This is a genomic window from Bacillus cereus group sp. BfR-BA-01383, assembly GCF_022663495.1.
Lineage (GTDB): Bacteria > Bacillota > Bacilli > Bacillales > Bacillaceae_G > Bacillus_A > Bacillus_A cereus_AU.
Genome location: NZ_JAKUFP010000006.1, coordinates 125673 through 142085, shown reverse-complemented (window position 1 = coordinate 142085; position 16413 = coordinate 125673). Strand labels below are relative to the sequence as shown.

Genomic DNA, 16413 nt, shown 5'->3' with positions numbered 1-16413 from the left:
ATTCCTTAAAAGAAGGTTCGCTCTTTTTATATTTATAATTAAATTTCTCTCCACCAAGCTGATGAAGGATAGTCTGTAGATTTTAACGTAATAGATTCACCAATTTTCGGCGTTGCGATTTTAATTCCTAAACGTCTAGCTTCTTTCGTAACACGTTCTACCGGATCACTCCATTCATGTAATGCTAATGTAAAAGCACCCCAATGAATAGGAACAAGTAAATCTCCTTTAACATCTATATGTGCCTTAACAGTTTCTTCCGGTAACATGTGAATAGCAGACCATCTCGTATCGTATTGCCCACATTCCATTAAAGTAAGATCGAATGGACCGTATTTATCGCCAATTTCCTTAAAGTGAGGAGCATATCCGCTATCGCCACTAAAGAAGACTTTAGTTTCTTGTCCAAGGATAACCCATGAACACCATAAGGAACAATCTCTATCTGTCATACTACGTCCTGAGAAATGCCTTGCAGGTGTACAAACTAATTTAATATTATCAAACGCAATTTCATCCCACCAATTATGTTCACTAATTTTATTAGGTGAGACACCCCATTTAATTAGATAACGTGCAACTCCAGTTGGAACATAAAAGTGCTTCGCACGATCTTTTAACTCCATGATACTTTTATAATTTAAATGGTCATAGTGATTATGAGAAATGATAATCGCATCAATTTCTTGAAGGTCTTCACGTTCTAAAGAAAACGCACCACTATACCGGTTACTATTAAAAACAGGAAATGGGGAAGAGGCATCGCCAAACATAGGATCTAATAATAGTTTTTTACCTTCTATTTTTAAAAGCGAAGCAGAGTGCCCAAACCACGTAACACTTTCTAAAGATTCATTATCTTTATTCGACAAAACAATAGGTAAATTCTTTAAAGGACGCAGCTTTGATTTCATTTTATAGTAATCAGTCATTAAACCTATAATATCTTTCGGTTTAAAACTTACATCAGTAGGAATTTGATTTGTATATTTCTTTTTCATTAGTTCTCCTTTTTACGTTTAACAATATACGTATGTTGTTATTGTAGCTATTTGTAGTGTAAACTAAATCATTTTACCTTGCATCTTATATGCTATACATTTCGTAAATTCTTCAAATTCATTATTTGTATATAAAGACTAATCACCATATAGAAGCAGGTTATTGTTAAGCAATTGTAAATTGTTTTTATTAAGTAAATTCCTTTTTAGAACCCACAAAGAACATACGTTTCGTTATATGTTATAGAAGTAGATACGCCTTTAATAAATCAAAGGAAGGAGAGTTCATAAATGAAAATAGAAGGAAAAAAGAAGTCAAAATGTAAATTATCAAAATCTGAAATCATTCATCTGTATGCAGAAGGGAAGAGTACCTCAGAAATCGCTATACTTGCTAATGTATCTGCAAGGTATATACGTATGGTTTTAACAGGCAATAACGTTCCAAGGCGGGCTATAGGTAGTTGGAAGAGAAAGTACGAGTTAAAAGAAGATTATTTTAAAACATGGTCAAATAACATGGCTTATATTTTAGGTTTTATAGCAGCAGACGGCGTTATACCAAAAGAAAATCAATGTGTCAGTATTTCACAAAAAGAAAGTGACATTTTAGAAGAAATAAAAAAAGAACTAAACACAAACCAGCCGCTTTATCAAAACAAAAAAACAGGCGTATATATGCTAAACATTAATAGTAAAACAATAAAAGATGACCTTATGAACATACACGGAATCATGCCATGTAAATCATTTAATATTGAATTTCCTTTTGTACCAGAAGAATATTTACATCACTTTGTTCGTGGGTATTTTGATGGGGATGGTTACGTCAATTATGAAACTTATACAGTAAGTTTTGTGGGAGGATCATATAACTTTATGAATACTTTAAACAAACTCTTACAAAATCATAATTTTCCTTCCAACTTACTAAATCAAAATAAACATTATCGTGTCATTTTATCCGGAAGAAAATCAATACAACTATTTTCAAAGTGGATTTATAAAGAAAACGATCTTTATTTGCATAGAAAACATGAAATATTTCAGAAAGAAAGTCTAAGTTTAGATCAATTACAAGATCGAAAACTAAAACAAACTCAAACTCAAACTGTCGTTAAACAAAGAAAACAAAATTTCCTTAAAGAATATATGAAAAATAAATGTAATGCTACAGCTTGTTCTAATTTAGAAATAAGCGAACAAACTTTTAAACGTTGGTTAAAAAATGATAATCAATTTAAAACAGAGTATGAACAAATTAATTTGACAAATCCAACTAGTAATAACTAAATATAAAACTCTAGATAACCTTAGTATAGGTATTAACATAGCCATACTAAGGTTTTTAATTTGAAATCATTAAAGGATTCTTATTTTTATTTATAGAACATAGTAAATACATAGATTTTACAATTAAATTACTAAAAAAGGAGGGATTTTAAAATGCTCGATAATTATACTCCAGAGAAAATACTACAAACAGCTTATGAGGCTAAAATGATTTCAACTGGAGACAATTCTCCATCTATAAAAATAAGTGGAACAAATCTTCAATATTTACTTGTAATGCTCCATCTTGGAATTGAGTCAAATACTATAAAAACGAAGCTAAATTGGACGAACGAAGAATTTGAAAAACAAATACATGCATTAGAACTAGAAGGTTTATTGAAAAAGATAGGAGAGAGTTACTATCCAACGTGTATGGTTATAACAGTTACTGAAGGAGAAAAACTTTATAACCTATGTGAGCCTCTAATTAAACCAACACTTAAAATCGTTGAAAATTATTCAAATCAAATTGAGGCACTTTCCAAAAGAATCAAGACATTTAATCATTTATCAAAAGAATCGTATAGTCTTTTACTTTATAGTGGTGTGTTATTAGACTTCGGACAAATAAATAACATTGAAGAAAACTATTTAAAAACAGAACGGCCTTTGAGAAACAATAAAAGATATTATTATGCGATTCAAGAACAAGAACAAACAGATAAAGAGGCCTTTGGGGTGTATGGTAATGCGTATTTGGATTTAGGAGAATATCAAATTGGACTTTATGGAAACACTCGATATACGACTTTGAATTTAATAACTGCGAATAAAGAAACGTTTGAAGAATGTTTTCACGATGCAATTACGGATATAAATTATACGAAAAAGCAATTAGTTAAAAATTTTGTAGCAGTAGATAGACAAGTAGACATAAAATTAAATGGATTTTACGAAAAATTAGGCTTATATCAAGATTCACAATCTGTTATCCCAGTGTTTAAATCAGCTGACTTATCTATACTTAACGAAATAGCGAACACGATTAGTGAAGAATTGGTCTTATTATTTAAAGAAAACGAGAAACCTTTAAAAGAATACTTTGCAAGCAGCAGATACTCAAAAGAAATAACTTATGAAGAGTTTTTTATCTGATGGTATCATTTTTTCTATACAAAAGTGACTGAAGAATTAATAAAACAAGGAGTAATTATAAGAAGCGTTCAAGAAAATCAAACGTACATAATCTATTAAATACGTTAAACACTTAATTAAACGAACTATCAACATAAGCGACTTATATAATTTTAGATATGTAGCAGGTGAATATATGAGCTATCATTAGTAAATAGATAATCACCCAAATTAAAGTTTAATATGAAGAAAAAACGATATTAAAAGGAGAGAAGGAACTTGCAAAAGAAATTTATCAATCCTGAAACAATGCCAGCAACTTTTGGATACTCACATGTAGTCGAAGTTAGTAATGTAAAACGAACAATTTACATATCAGGACAAGTAGCACTTAATACTGACGGTCAAATAGTTGGAATTGGTGATTTAGCTACACAAACACGACAAGTATTTGAAAATATTAAAATCGCATTAGAAACTTCAGACTTAAATTTTAATGATGTAGTAAAATTAACATTTTTCTTAACGGATATTTCTCAAATGGCTATTGTTAGAGATATTCGAGATCAATACATCGATACTAAAAATCCACCAGCAAGTTCAGCTGTAGAAGTTAGAAAATTAATTAACGATAATTTATTAATCGAAATCGAAGCAATCGCTGTAGCAAACTGATTTTAAAAACGTATTCTTAATCATATCCATGCAATTCGTTTAAATGAACACATTAAGCGAATTGCATTTTTATTGTCTTAAATATAATTTGTATCCAGAAACATTATTATAACTAAACTTATAAAACAACTGAAAAAAACTAATAACCAGACAATCCATTACACAGTATTAATCCAAAGAAAAAGGGGAGCCAAACAACCTAAACTAATCTTTAATGAGTTTATTATTTTTAATTAGTTAACATAATATATATTATAGGCAGTTACAGAAACAAAGTGATTTCAGGTATCAAAAACCAAGTAAACTATACTTAATGAGACGAAGCAGAGATTTTCAATGAGATTCACATAAAATCTTATCTAAATGAATTTATACCGTTTTTATCGTTTATTTGCTATAAATTAATCATAGCAAATTTTAATTGGTTATAAATTATCATTTACCGAATCAAAAATAATTTAGAGCGGCAAGAAAATTTTCATGAGAAATAATTTTTTCTATAGAAAATATACATTATAAATTTTATTTTATGTTTTACTTTATAGATTTATTGCTAATTACGCACTTTTTACAGTTTTATATTTTTGTTGTTATTTCTTTTATTTACGCTTGACTTTTATTGTACTCGTCTTTCTATATACTAGTTAACATAACGCTTATTTTTAATATAAAAAAAATCCTCCTAACCTTCAGGAAGATTTTTTAGCTTGCTAGTAATTCATTTTAGTTTTTTTAGTAACAGTCCCAATTGTAAATAACATTGGAAAAATCTAGGTTTAACAAATCTTCCTTACGTATAAAGAAATTAGCAACACCAGAATCTCCCCACATAATATTTAATGAATCGTCTGTATCGATTTGCAGCAATAATATATCATGTTGTTGGTATTTTTCTTCCCATTCCCTTGGATCTGTCTGTGTGAAAAATGGATAACCTCCAATTTTATGCCCTTGATCTTCACATAAATCATCATACAGTTCGCCTAATTCTGTATTGTTTTCTTTATCAACAATTTCTTCCCAATCAATGTTATCGTTAAAAATCTTTTCAAATCGATAATCTCTTGATGTTACTGGTTGATAATCCAATCCAAACTTTAGTTTTGCTGCTTCGGGTATGATAAAATCTTCTGCATCTAAAGTGTTTAAATAACTAAAATCTGTAATAACCGTAGTTAAATCTTCTGTAATTGTAGAATGATAAATAATTCGAAAGTCTTTTTGGCTTGTTGGATGATCAAAATCTGCTCCAAAAAGCTCATCATCAGCACTTACGAAAAATTGTAACATTCCATATTGAGGCAAATGCTCAATATGAGGAATTTCTTCAAAGTTTAACTGCACAAGTAGCATCATAGGTTGGTTATTTGAGTCTTTAGGATGCTCTTGATTTATAGGTAAATACGGATATCCACCAAACTTACTTTCAAAAAGAGTTGTCTCTGCTTGAGTACCAGACACTTTAATATACGGTTTTACGCTTTCTTCTAAAATACTACGATACTGTTCTAGTTCTTTCGGAATTTGAAGTTGATACGTATTCTTCACCATATTTGCCTCCCTTTAGTAATGAAATGAAAATGCCTTACTTAATTATATAGCAAGAGCTAGCTCAATTAAAAATTGTTAAAAATCCGTTTTCACCCTTGTTTTTTGCGCACTTGGCGGACAAATTAAATTATGCTCTAAAACCTTTTTATTTATAGTTTGAATTAAATTCGCTGCTTCTGTTGTATTTGTTGTTTCTTTTAGACTTTCTTTTAAAACATCAATTTCCTTTGAAAGTTCTATCCATTTAGGCAAAACATGATTATTTTTCAAAGTTCTATACAGCTGCTTGTCAGGATTGTATGAAAGATCTTTATCAAGATTAAGAGGTTTCCCTTTGCCAGGTAAATTATCAAAAGCTCCTTTTTTCTCTGCTTGTTTAACGATAGAACTAATATGATCCTCATACGTATAGGACCAAACTTTCTCATCTTTCACTAAAATTTCTTGTTTTTTTAATTTTTTATCTAGTTCTTCTTGATTCATAGATTCAATCCTCCTTACATTTTACAGCGTTGTTTTTGTATGTTTTAATGCTCTTAATCCATCAAACAACTTTTCGCGCCACCAAACACTGTCATGACCACCTTGAAACTCTTCATAAGTAATTTGTGGTATCCCTTTCCTTTTAAAGCTTCATACAGGCGTCTATTAGCCGTTAAAAGAGGTTCGTTTTCAAGTTCTCCTGCTGCTATATAAAATTTAAGATGATATGCGTTTAAATTATTAAATAGAATCTGATACTCAGTCCAAGGTATTTCTTTTTCAAAACCATCCTTTTTCCAATGTACGGATCCAGACATCGACAACACATTCCCGAAAATATGTGAATTTTGAAGCGCTGCATAAAAAGCTGCAATTATTGTATACTTTGCTTCTTGATACACACGATACTTAGCTTGAATCTATAGAAGTAATTTATCTGTTGAAAATGTGTGCATTTTATCGTTATAAATTAACTCTTATAGCGGATTTATATGATTTATAGCAACATCAATACAAGGCATAATTTCTTTTTTATAAACTAAATAATTGAGTGTTTTTGTGGTTGAAAGGTTTTTAATAAATGAATTTTCATCGAATATAATGAGAATTTCCTGAAGTGGTGAAGTTTAAAAGTAATTATGAGGCGTATATATACTCAACTGAAGTGACAATAAAGTTTTTTAATTTCAATACTATAACATAAGAACCTTGCTACATTTTTGTAATAAGGTTCTTAAAAATATGTAGTTATATACGTTATTTATTGGTGAAGTTATCCATTGCTTGAATAGCAAGTTCCAACGCTTTTATTCTTCTTTCTAAAAGTGTTCTTTGAGGACTACTAGCCTTTGACTTTTCATACGCCCTCTCAATTGATGGGAGCAAACCAGTAAGAACATGATGAGCTTCTGCTAAATCTTTTTGGCTATACTGATGACTTTTTTGATTCCACACGCTTTCTAGTATTGCTAACCCTATGCAAACAGCTTTAAGTCTTTTCTTCACTAATGTAGTATTTGCACCTTTTTGAGTCATCTGTGACAAAGCGTTTTCTAATTTGCGGATTGTCGATTGCAAAGATTTTATTGATTCCAATTTATCTATATTTGATACGTTTTCCATGTACTGTCCCTTCTGTATTTCTGACTTATTTTGTTTAATGTTTAATAAAATCGTTAAGAACTTGATTTCACTCGAAACATTTTAACATAAATAACTAACTATATTCGAGTTGGACAATAACTTAAAGGAAAACGACCACTAAGCCTAAGCGTCTCTACCTCCCTTACATCACTATATATGTACTTCTTTCTTCTCATTAGAATTCCTATATAAACAGGCTGATAATATTGTATATTTTATGAACGAAAAAACGCACAAGTAATGTAACCTGTACGTTTTCACTTTTATTCGGTAAGGTAATAAAGTAATAGTTTCCGGGCCTTCTCATAATTCATAAAATCTCTATACAAAATGGGATACTTCACAATTTCTGTTTCTAGAAAACGATATTGCGGAAACCATTCAAAAAACGATTTTCGCAGCCACTTTATTTGTTGAAACGTAATATTCTCTTCGTTTTCATTTAGTACAGAACTTAAAGTTCCTGCTGTATGCATCCAATAATAATTAAAATCAGCGTTTATACAGTCATCTTCGGTAAATTTACTGTTTAAGTCTCGCTGCAATTTTCCTGTAGCACGATAAGGAAAAGGTTTATGTAGTGGACTATGCATTTTCTGCAATTCATTAAAAATAACCTTTTTTCCTAATATCAACGTTCCACCCCTTTATTTCTCTATCCAATTCAATAAATTTTCATAATGATTATGGGCATCTTTATAGCCAAGATTATATAAATTAACGAGCTTTTCCTTATTTCTTTCTATTCCGCTTGTTGGAAGCTGTACACTTGGTTGAATGACATAAAAATTATCTTTTTGTTCTTTTTGATTCATATAAGATACGGTTTCGTTATAAAAGCGATAATGCTCTACTAAATGTTCTGCGATTTTCGGATATTTTCTATATAAAATTTTAGCAAGTCCAGAAAATTTATTCCGCTGCTTCTCGTATCCTTCTGGTTTTGTCATAATAACAACGTTTTTTTGATAACCATCATGTTGTGCCTTTAAAACTGGTATAGGATCTATTATTCCTCCATCTAACAATTTCCGATTATCATATTCCACAGCAGGTGCTATAAACGGAACAGAGCTTGATGCACGAATGATTTTTAAAATATCATTTCCATGTTCCTTTTTATTATAATAAACAGCCTGTCCTGAATTACAATCAGTCGTTCCGATTACAAACTGTTCATTAGAGTTTAGGAAAGTTTGAAAATCAAACGGGACAATTTTATTAGGAACTTCATCAAATAAAAAATCCATTCCAAATAATTCACGTTTTCGAATTAAGTTTCGATAAGATATATATCTGTGATCTGATACTAGCTCTGTATTTACTTTCTTATTTCTCCCTTGTTGGCGTGACAAATAGGTTGCTCCCATACAGGCTCCAGCGGATACACCGACTACATATGGAAAGAATAAGTCCTTTTCCATGAAATATTCGAGTACTCCTGCCGTATATAATCCTTTCATCCCGCCGCCTTCTAATACTAAACCGATATTCTTCATGCTTAATCCCTCTACTTCAGTTTTCTTAATTTTATATTAGCATAAGATGTTAGGATGAGGTTATATAATATAATTGCAATAATAACCAGAAACTACTAAAGTAATGTCATAATTTCTTAGTAAGTAACATGATACAATATAAGCAACTCATTCCAAACATATTAAAGGAGGAATTTCATATGGGTTTATTTAGTGGTATTTTAGGAAACGCATCAAATACGAGTACAGAAAGCGTTGAACGTGATTTAGAAAAGATTATGCTAGATGATGAGAAAGTTGAGCATGCCTATAAATTAATTCGTGATTTAATCGTATTTACAAATCGCCGTCTTATTTTAGTAGATAAACAAGGAGTAACTGGTAAGAAAACAGAATACCATTCTATCCCTTATAAAAGTATTACACAATTTAGTATTGAAACGGCTGGGCATTTTGATTTAGATGCAGAGCTAAAAATATGGGTTTCTAGTTTGAGTGCGCCAATTACGAAAGATTTTAAAGGTGACGATAGTATTATAAGCATTCAAAAAGCGTTAGTAACATATACGACGAAATAGTCTTTTGTGCATTTTTATTCATTTATAAAATTACTAACCCGAGTATTTTGGAAGTATATGCATTGATTTTGTATATTTAATCAAAAATAACATAAAAAGGTAAAGCGTATTTCAAGTGCTTTACCTTTCTTTTTTGTAATAAATAAGTGTAGTTTTATCATTTAATTTTTTTATAACTTCTGTTCTTTTATAATCCATCTTTTCATATAAAAAACAATTTCTCTCTTCTTCTAAAATAGTAGCAAGTTCCCAACTTATCGCTTCAGGAAACATTCCTTCGATTAAAGTAAGTATCTTTTGAGCAATTCCTCTTCCTTGATAGTTTGGAAGAATAAACATGGGACTAATCCAAAATCTAGATTTCTCTTCTTTATGTGATATACATATTGCTCCAACAAGATCCGAATCCACTTTTATTTTATAGTAGCCACCATCGGTATTATTAATTCTTGAAATAGTTTTTTCGACAGATTCATTTGCTGGATTTGTTTCATAGTCTTTATATTTATTTAATAAAGGGCTAAATGAGTCTATTTGCATTTGAAATATAACTTTTGCATCAATTTCTGTCGCTTTCTCTAATTTAATCTCCATATTACCAATTAAGGCGCTTTCTTAATGAAGTTATATGAGCTGTATGATGACGTCCATGCCATGCATATAGTCCAATTGCAGCAGCAAGTTTTGTTTCACCAGTTTCAGGATGATTAAATGTCTTTTCTAAATCTTCAAGTTCTAAAGAATATAGAAGGTTAACCCATCTTTTATGTAATGAATCTAGCATTACTAGCGAAACATCTACTGGTAACTTTGAATCTGGTAACTCTGCCCACTTTTCCTCTTTATACGGTTTAATAGTTGGATTCTTTTCTGTAAGTGCTAATTTAAAGCGTATGTAGCTATTCATATGACTATCCACAACGTGATGAACAACTTGACGAACCGTCCATCCACCGACGCGATATGGTGTATCTAACTGCTTCTGATCTAAATCTTTAATTGCCTTTGTTAATTCATTAGGTAAATCCTCAATTTCTTGAATCCATGTATCAATCATTTCTTCAGTTATAGGATGTTTGTATGTAAATTGGCCAATTGGATAACGTAAATCATTCATGAATAAGTCCCCCCTATTATTTTGAACATGAAGTATTTCTCCAAATATAATGTACGAAATTTACATGTTCTCCGTTTAATTCTACAGAAGTTGTATCTGCTTCATTTTTATAAGAAAACCCGCTTTTTTCTAGTACAATTTGTGATGCGAGATTATTAGTCGTTGTTTTAGCATGAACCTCATTAATTTCATTATTTTTCGCTACGTCTAAAATTAATTTTACAGCTGCTGTTGCAACGCCTTTTTTAGTAAACTTTTCTCCAACTCGATAACCTAATGAACTGATTCGAGTTTCCGTATCTATATCTACTAAATTTATTCGTCCTACAATTTCTTTTTCTTCATTACGAATTAGATAAAAATAAGAATTTCCATCGGCTTGTTCTATTAACAAATCGTTTAGTAGTATTTGAAAATATTCAAAATCAAAATATTTTGAACCACGATTTGGTACCATTGTTTCAAAAAAAGATTTATTCGTAAGTTCAAACTTAAATAAATCCTCAGCATCACGTTTCTTTAGTTGTTCTATGTATATTTCCATTCCGCTTACTCCTTCTTAATTTACTAAATGTTATACATTCTTTTTTAATCAATTATTTTCCTGCTATTTCTTTCGATTAAGTAATACAGCAAGTAATACTCTCGGATGAAATAGATGAAATGGACTCCGAATTAAATTCATCACTCGCACTAATCGAATATACACGTCAGAATCACTTGCCGATAGTCGATATATTTGTTTCGTATACCATAACTGAAATGTTTGTTTCCTAGATAATTCTCTCTTCAGCTTAGGGTGACGTGATATTTCCGTTGTTGTCATATCCCAAGGGGTTTCTATTATGTTAGCGGCCTTTTTATAAAATTGTTGCGTAAATGTTTTATCAAGTTTTGTCCTACCTTGCAGAAGTAATTGCAACTGATAAGCTTCCATAGCTGCAACTGAAACACCTTGACCGAAAACAGGATCAAAACGACATTGTGCATCCCCAATAACTAAAAATCCTTCTGGTAAATTATTTACTAGATCAAATCGCCGACGTACTTGATAAGGAATTTTGTACGTTTTAATATCCGTAATTGCTTCAGCTCTATTTAAGAAATCTGTTACATTAGGTATTAACAGGTTTTCAGCAAAATTATAAAATTCTTCATCTGTTTGTGGCGCTTTCTCATTTGCATATCCACTAAAAGTAACAAAATAACGATTATCTTCAATTGTTTGAATTAGAACACCGTAAGGATTTTCAGGGAAACTTGGCGACATTAGAATATTACAGCAGTCTAGCTCCTCATTTTCTTTAAGTTTAAACAATCTAGTTGCGTAAAATAAATCAATTCGCACTTTCTCTTCTCTTACTTCGATATTGTATGCTTGTAACCACTCTATACTTTTCGAACCAAATCCACTTGCATCAACAACAATATCTGCGTGAAATTCTTCATTCATTCCTGTCTTCAAACATTTAGCATTTATTCCATATACTTTATTAAGTTTTTCATCTACTAGTAATTCCTCAACCAACATGTCATACTTCGTAATAACATTTGAAACTTGTTCAATTCGTTTTTGTATATGTGATTCTAACAGAGAACGGCTTTGTTGAATCATATGTATTTCACCTTTGAAAGGTTGTTTCCATAGACCAAATTGATGCCATTTTAAATCAAGAGTAAAGTTATTTACGATGCTACCTGATTTGATTAATTCGTTAGTAATATTAGGGAACAATTCCTCAAGTGCTTCTTCGCCGCCTTTTAATAACACATGCGGATGATTACTTTGTGGAACTCTTTTCCGATGACTTATTCCGTCCCATTTTTCTCCAGCCTCTAAAATGATTACTTCTTCAAAAGTATTAGATAATACCTTTGCTGCGAGTTTTCCTGCCATACTTCCACCAATAACAATCGCCTTATTAAACATATTTTCCCCCTTAATAAAAAGAGATCCTGTTGTATACAAATGAAAACAGGATCTTAAGTAATTAGCTTCTTTATCATTTTAAAACACACGAGTAAATTGCAACGTTAATATTAAAATACCTAATCCCCATACGTAATACGCGAATACTTTTAATGAATGATGTTTTAAATATTGAATCATCCATGAAACTGCTATGTATCCAAAGAACGCTGCTGATAACGTTCCGACAATTAAAGATGTACTAGAAATAGATTCTGCTTTTCCTTGAAAAACATCTGCCAATTGCAAGATGATAGCTCCGACAATGGCTGGCGTTGATAATAAAAAAGAAAAATAAGCAGCTGTTTCACGGTCTAGCTTTCTCCATAATGCAGCGACGATTGTCATACCAGAACGAGAAATTGCTGGGAAAATAGCTGCCGCTTGAAATGAACCAATAATTAATGCGTCTTTATATGTAATGTCATCCATTTTTTTACGACCATTTCTTTGTTTATCTGCCATGTAAAGAAAGAATCCGGTCACTAAGAACTCCCAACCAATCGTTATACCTGTTTTTGAAATGTCTTCAAAGAAGTCTTTAAATAATAATCCGATTACAACAGCAGGTATCGTCCCTACGATAAGTAATAACATCAGCTTTGAAAATGGATTTTTAATTAAGTATATAAATTCTTTTTTGTAATAAATAAACACCGCAAGCAAAGTCCCAATATGTAGCATCGTATCTAAAAACAACCCTGCTTCATCTAATTGAAACAAATGTCTTCCTAAATAAAGATGTCCTGTACTACTTATTGGTAAAAACTCTGTTAAACCTTGAATTATACCTAAAATAAAGGCCTCTAACCAATTCATGATTGTCTCCTTTCGCATTTGCTTGTACCAATATATGAAGATTGAATTTTCGTTATGAAAAAAAATGCATTTCTCTTTGGAATTTAAGTACATCTTGTGGATATATATGTAAAAAGAACGAGGAGGGTTTATATGTGGAAACATACAAAATTCGGAAATGTATTACTTTGGGCGGGACCTATCCTTGTGTTTTTCGGGTTATGTATGACAAATGTTATTTCAGATATTCCTTTCTTTGAAGGAAAACATAAAACACTTGGAATTGTACTTTTATTTATAGGTGTCTTTTGTTTCATTGCTGCTAATCATTTTAGAAAAGGAGAAAAATATGAAGAATAAAGCTAAGATGAACCAACAAATAGGTTTGATTCACTAGTTTGTTTAAGTTTGACTAACCAATACCAAAAAGTAGTATTTCTTGTACGACTAAACAGCCGGTTAGTTCAATAAAAAAGATGGTCGAAGTAAAACCCCAGAAATCCAAAGGTCTCTGGGGCTTTATTATATATTTATCTCTTTTTGTTTTTTGGTTTGTTTATGTCTATAAAGGAATTTACGACCTACTAGAGAAATTAGCAATAAAATCAGTATTAGTACTAAAATTTGCATATATGATAAATCAAAATATTTAGCACCTGTAACAATTAAAAGTGTAGAAATCGTACCTTTTACTATGAAAAAAATAATAATCCATAATCCGCCTTTTTTCCAGTTCATTTTTATTTTATCCCTTCCTACGTTTAAATTCATAAAAGAATCAGTCATAGTTTTTGAAACTGACACCCTAATAGAAATCTATTACTATTATAAAATAGTAGACTTTCTTTACAAAAACCATTTTCAATTAAATGTGTCGACTTCATATTAAATGAAAATGATATTCATTGTCAATTTTATTCAACTTTTTAAATTCCGAACATCTCCATAATGGTACGATTTGAATAACCATTCTTTTCATTTCAATCACTTTCCACTTTGCTTCTTCTGAGTAATGAACTCTTGTCTTCAAACGAAAAACACCTCCATTGAATTTGTTATGTCTGGATCTATTCCGATTTCATAGGATATTGCTCGTTATTTAATGTGGTGGACAGAGCCAAAAACTATCTTTATATATGCAGGGGTGTTAGAAATGTCTGCAGCTGTTATGGTCATTGCCTTTTGTTAGAAATTATAAATACTACACATTAAATTATAGCATCTCATTCTTAATAGGATGAGATGCTATTTTATATATCCCTAAAAGGAATGAATTTAGACTTCCTATGTCGAAATTTACTTAGCTTATATTTTAGCTAAAATGTGGAATGTGGGCGATACGTAAATAAAAAACAATCCTAGAGTGTTTGCTAGGATTGTTTTTTATTTAATGTTGATTATTTGTAGAATACTTTATCAACGTTATATTTTGCTTTATATTCATTGATAATATATGTTTCGTAAATTTCTCTTTCTGTTGGATCTTCTACGATACATGCATCAATGCGGTATACTTCATCACGATAGTTTTTGATTGGTGAAACATTGTCTTCAAAATGCTTTTTAATACGTTGTCTAATTTTACGAGCTTTTCCTACAAAAAGAAGTTCGTCATTAATATTGTAAAACATAAAAATGCCGCCTTTATCTCTTGGGAACAAGTGGAAATCAATAAAACCATTAATTGGAGTAATGATCGGCTCGTCTCCTTTAATAACTTGTTTACGTTCAGTAATTGAAACATCTGCTTCAGGGATATTAATTTTAATCAAGTTCATTCACGTCCTCTTTTATTATAAAGATAAATAATAGCATAAGTATGTAAGAAAAGCTATGTTCTACATTATATTTCATTTTATAATCCAAATATTATAGGTATATCATGCAAACTCTTTTTCCAAATCATATGATTGTTTGATTCTCCCCAGTAATTCTTTAGTACATAACTAGGCTTTCCAAACTTTTTCGTCCATATACTTTGCGCTTTTTTATATCCACTATCTAAACAATATTCTGTTATTCCTCTGCTAAGTAATGTAAGATACATTGCATTTAGTAATAAACTCCCTATACCCTTTTTTTGATACTCAGGAAGGATAAATACAGTTCCTATTTCATACAAATTCTTAAGTACACCGCTTGTACAACTATTAATCAATGTACTTGCTGGACCAATTTCAATTGTTCCAATGATTTTATCGTTATTTGTATCTATCGCTAATAAAAAGTAACGATTTTCTCCATTACTATCAAAATCATTTTTCAAATATTGCTTTTTCGAGTTAATTTCATTTTCTATGTCATCTACTAATTGTGATAACCCTTCGTCTTTATATGTATTCGTAATAACTATACGGAAAAACAAGTATAGTTCATCTATATCATTCGAATTCGGCCTTCTAATCGCAACATTAGTCATGAATTAATTCTCCAATCTATGAAAATATCCGAGAAAAGTTTAGATTGTAAATGTATTTTGTACTACACAGTAGCCTTATCATATTTACGGATTCTTTTTAAACTTGTATGGCATCACACGTATATTTGTTCGAAAATATTTTATGACATTATTAATACAATACTTTATATAATCTATTCATCATTATTTTACAAAGACCTGCATAGATCCAGCAGTATAGAAAGCTCAGTATAAATATTAATGAAATAATTTTCAAATCCATAGTTGTATGAACAGTAGGACCGAGTACTGGAAAACGGAAAATATCGAGAACGATCATAATACCTATAAGTAGGCATATCGCCGAAAAAGAAACCACCCATATTCTCCTCTTTAATTGTAAAAAGGATATTCCTAACGCTATACCTAATAAGCCAGTAGTAAAAGGGAAAACAAATAGTTCGCTTGGTTGAATAATAAATAGTAGGAAAATAGTAAGGACATAAGAGAGTATTCCCTCACGAATAGAATAACAAATAGCAAAAAAAATCGGTAACGTCGCAAATGGACTAATGAATAACCCTATACCGGGAATTAAGTTCCCTGCTGCTTGAAACATGGTAGCCAGTGCACTCATTAAAGCTGTAATTACTAACTTATTTACAATGGACAACTTTCTTTTATGAACAAAGTACGCATCCTGCTCTATCATCAGTTGATACCAATAACGGACAAATCGATTCATCAAAATACCCCCTAAAGATACCTAATTCATCACTTACTATATTATTCATACACTCGTTGTTTATGTGT

General features: G+C 30.6%; 20 protein-coding genes and 2 pseudogenes. 5 read left to right on the top strand and 17 right to left on the bottom strand.

From position 1 onward, the window contains the following. Positions 1–38: 38 nt before the first annotated feature. Complete coding sequence (locus MR065_RS08915) at positions 39–1001, bottom strand: MBL fold metallo-hydrolase (protein WP_242213368.1); 963 nt, start codon at positions 999–1001, stop codon at positions 39–41. A gap of 291 nt (positions 1002–1292) precedes the next feature. Here MR065_RS08915 and MR065_RS08910 point away from each other — a divergent pair, with 291 nt between their 5' ends. The 3 genes and pseudogenes from MR065_RS08910 (at position 1293) to MR065_RS08900 (ending at position 4085) form a co-directional block, all read left to right on the top strand. Further along, a complete protein-coding gene (locus MR065_RS08910; RefSeq protein ID WP_242213367.1) occupies positions 1293–2294 on the top strand; it encodes an LAGLIDADG family homing endonuclease in 1002 nt (333 codons plus the stop codon). A 153-nt stretch (positions 2295–2447) separates the two neighbouring features. Next, positions 2448–3530 (top strand): annotated as a pseudogene (locus MR065_RS08905) (hypothetical protein). A 159-nt stretch (positions 3531–3689) separates the two neighbouring features. Continuing rightward, on the top strand, positions 3690–4085 hold the full coding sequence (locus MR065_RS08900; RefSeq protein ID WP_242213366.1) for a RidA family protein: 396 nt from the start codon (positions 3690–3692) through the stop codon (positions 4083–4085). A gap of 732 nt (positions 4086–4817) precedes the next feature. On the opposite strand, the gene MR065_RS08895 is transcribed toward MR065_RS08900, so the two are convergent. From MR065_RS08895 to MR065_RS08870, 6 genes and pseudogenes are all read right to left on the bottom strand, one after another. Continuing rightward, positions 4818–5633 carry a YwqG family protein gene (locus tag MR065_RS08895; RefSeq protein WP_242213365.1) on the bottom strand — a complete coding sequence of 272 codons (816 nt, stop codon included), beginning with the start codon at positions 5631–5633 and terminating at the stop codon, positions 4818–4820. A gap of 78 nt (positions 5634–5711) precedes the next feature. After that, a complete protein-coding gene (locus MR065_RS08890) occupies positions 5712–6119 on the bottom strand; it encodes a DnaJ family domain-containing protein (RefSeq protein WP_242213364.1) in 408 nt (135 codons plus the stop codon). 21 nt (positions 6120–6140) lie between these two features. Then, positions 6141–6781, bottom strand: a pseudogene (locus MR065_RS08885) (alpha/beta hydrolase); the annotation flags it as partial. A gap of 94 nt (positions 6782–6875) precedes the next feature. Continuing rightward, positions 6876–7241 (bottom strand): hypothetical protein, encoded by a 366-nt coding sequence (locus MR065_RS08880; protein ID WP_242213363.1) that lies wholly within the window; start codon positions 7239–7241, stop codon positions 6876–6878. A 284-nt stretch (positions 7242–7525) separates the two neighbouring features. Then, a complete protein-coding gene (locus tag MR065_RS08875) occupies positions 7526–7897 on the bottom strand; it encodes a YxiJ-like family protein (RefSeq protein ID WP_242213362.1) in 372 nt (123 codons plus the stop codon). A 12-nt stretch (positions 7898–7909) separates the two neighbouring features. Next, entirely contained in the window at positions 7910–8761 is an 852-nt protein-coding gene (locus MR065_RS08870) for a patatin-like phospholipase family protein (RefSeq protein WP_242213361.1), read from the bottom strand. 179 nt (positions 8762–8940) lie between these two features. Between MR065_RS08870 and MR065_RS08865 the strand changes: the two genes are divergently transcribed. After that, a complete protein-coding gene (locus tag MR065_RS08865; RefSeq protein ID WP_242213360.1) occupies positions 8941–9318 on the top strand; it encodes a PH domain-containing protein in 378 nt (125 codons plus the stop codon). Between the two features lie 120 nt (positions 9319–9438). On the opposite strand, the gene MR065_RS08860 is transcribed toward MR065_RS08865, so the two are convergent. From MR065_RS08860 to MR065_RS08840, 5 genes are all read right to left on the bottom strand, one after another. After that, a complete protein-coding gene (locus tag MR065_RS08860) occupies positions 9439–9912 on the bottom strand; it encodes a GNAT family N-acetyltransferase (protein WP_242213359.1) in 474 nt (157 codons plus the stop codon). A gap of 1 nt (position 9913) precedes the next feature. Further along, on the bottom strand, positions 9914–10435 hold the full coding sequence (locus MR065_RS08855; protein WP_097903614.1) for a YfiT family bacillithiol transferase: 522 nt from the start codon (positions 10433–10435) through the stop codon (positions 9914–9916). Between the two features lie 16 nt (positions 10436–10451). Next, on the bottom strand, positions 10452–10979 hold the full coding sequence (locus MR065_RS08850; protein ID WP_242213358.1) for a GNAT family N-acetyltransferase: 528 nt from the start codon (positions 10977–10979) through the stop codon (positions 10452–10454). A gap of 63 nt (positions 10980–11042) precedes the next feature. Next, positions 11043–12365, bottom strand: a complete 1323-nt coding sequence (locus MR065_RS08845; RefSeq protein WP_242213357.1) for an NAD(P)/FAD-dependent oxidoreductase — start codon at positions 12363–12365, stop codon at positions 11043–11045. A gap of 78 nt (positions 12366–12443) precedes the next feature. Then, a complete protein-coding gene (locus MR065_RS08840; protein WP_242213356.1) occupies positions 12444–13223 on the bottom strand; it encodes an undecaprenyl-diphosphate phosphatase in 780 nt (259 codons plus the stop codon). Between the two features lie 132 nt (positions 13224–13355). On the opposite strand from MR065_RS08840, the gene MR065_RS08835 reads away from it, so the two are divergent. Then, positions 13356–13562, top strand: coding sequence for a hypothetical protein (locus MR065_RS08835; protein ID WP_242213355.1), 207 nt, complete (start codon positions 13356–13358; stop codon positions 13560–13562). Positions 13563–13724: 162 nt separating this feature from the next. Here the strand turns inward: MR065_RS08835 and MR065_RS08830 are convergent, their stop codons facing one another. The 5 genes from MR065_RS08830 to MR065_RS08810 form a co-directional block, all read right to left on the bottom strand. Then, positions 13725–13940: a hypothetical protein gene (locus tag MR065_RS08830; RefSeq protein ID WP_097903850.1), complete on the bottom strand. Its 216-nt coding sequence runs from the start codon at positions 13938–13940 to the stop codon at positions 13725–13727. Positions 13941–14082: 142 nt separating this feature from the next. Then, positions 14083–14232 (bottom strand): hypothetical protein, encoded by a 150-nt coding sequence (locus tag MR065_RS08825; protein WP_242213416.1) that lies wholly within the window; start codon positions 14230–14232, stop codon positions 14083–14085. Between the two features lie 367 nt (positions 14233–14599). Then, positions 14600–14980, bottom strand: coding sequence for a nucleotide excision repair endonuclease (locus tag MR065_RS08820; RefSeq protein ID WP_097903618.1), 381 nt, complete (start codon positions 14978–14980; stop codon positions 14600–14602). A 77-nt stretch (positions 14981–15057) separates the two neighbouring features. After that, positions 15058–15621, bottom strand: a complete 564-nt coding sequence (locus MR065_RS08815; RefSeq protein ID WP_242213353.1) for a GNAT family N-acetyltransferase — start codon at positions 15619–15621, stop codon at positions 15058–15060. A 151-nt stretch (positions 15622–15772) separates the two neighbouring features. Next, positions 15773–16345 carry a YybS family protein gene (locus tag MR065_RS08810; protein ID WP_242213352.1) on the bottom strand — a complete coding sequence of 191 codons (573 nt, stop codon included), beginning with the start codon at positions 16343–16345 and terminating at the stop codon, positions 15773–15775. Between the last annotated feature and the right edge of the window lie 68 nt (positions 16346–16413).

Coding starts and splice junctions, on each gene's coding strand:
- MR065_RS08915 (WP_242213368.1), bottom strand. CDS start 1,001: ATGAAAAAGAAATATACAAATCAAATTCCTACTGATGTAAGTTTTAAA.
- MR065_RS08910 (WP_242213367.1), top strand. CDS start 1,293: ATGAAAATAGAAGGAAAAAAGAAGTCAAAATGTAAATTATCAAAATCT.
- MR065_RS08890 (WP_242213364.1), bottom strand. CDS start 6,119: ATGAATCAAGAAGAACTAGATAAAAAATTAAAAAAACAAGAAATTTTA.
- MR065_RS08880 (WP_242213363.1), bottom strand. CDS start 7,241: ATGGAAAACGTATCAAATATAGATAAATTGGAATCAATAAAATCTTTG.
- MR065_RS08870 (WP_242213361.1), bottom strand. CDS start 8,761: ATGAAGAATATCGGTTTAGTATTAGAAGGCGGCGGGATGAAAGGATTA.
- MR065_RS08865 (WP_242213360.1), top strand. CDS start 8,941: ATGGGTTTATTTAGTGGTATTTTAGGAAACGCATCAAATACGAGTACA.
- MR065_RS08860 (WP_242213359.1), bottom strand. CDS start 9,912: ATGGAGATTAAATTAGAGAAAGCGACAGAAATTGATGCAAAAGTTATA.
- MR065_RS08855 (WP_097903614.1), bottom strand. CDS start 10,435: ATGAATGATTTACGTTATCCAATTGGCCAATTTACATACAAACATCCT.
- MR065_RS08850 (WP_242213358.1), bottom strand. CDS start 10,979: ATGGAAATATACATAGAACAACTAAAGAAACGTGATGCTGAGGATTTA.
- MR065_RS08845 (WP_242213357.1), bottom strand. CDS start 12,365: ATGTTTAATAAGGCGATTGTTATTGGTGGAAGTATGGCAGGAAAACTC.
- MR065_RS08840 (WP_242213356.1), bottom strand. CDS start 13,223: ATGAATTGGTTAGAGGCCTTTATTTTAGGTATAATTCAAGGTTTAACA.
- MR065_RS08835 (WP_242213355.1), top strand. CDS start 13,356: ATGTGGAAACATACAAAATTCGGAAATGTATTACTTTGGGCGGGACCT.
- MR065_RS08830 (WP_097903850.1), bottom strand. CDS start 13,940: ATGAACTGGAAAAAAGGCGGATTATGGATTATTATTTTTTTCATAGTA.
- MR065_RS08820 (WP_097903618.1), bottom strand. CDS start 14,980: ATGAACTTGATTAAAATTAATATCCCTGAAGCAGATGTTTCAATTACT.
- MR065_RS08815 (WP_242213353.1), bottom strand. CDS start 15,621: ATGACTAATGTTGCGATTAGAAGGCCGAATTCGAATGATATAGATGAA.
- MR065_RS08810 (WP_242213352.1), bottom strand. CDS start 16,345: ATGAATCGATTTGTCCGTTATTGGTATCAACTGATGATAGAGCAGGAT.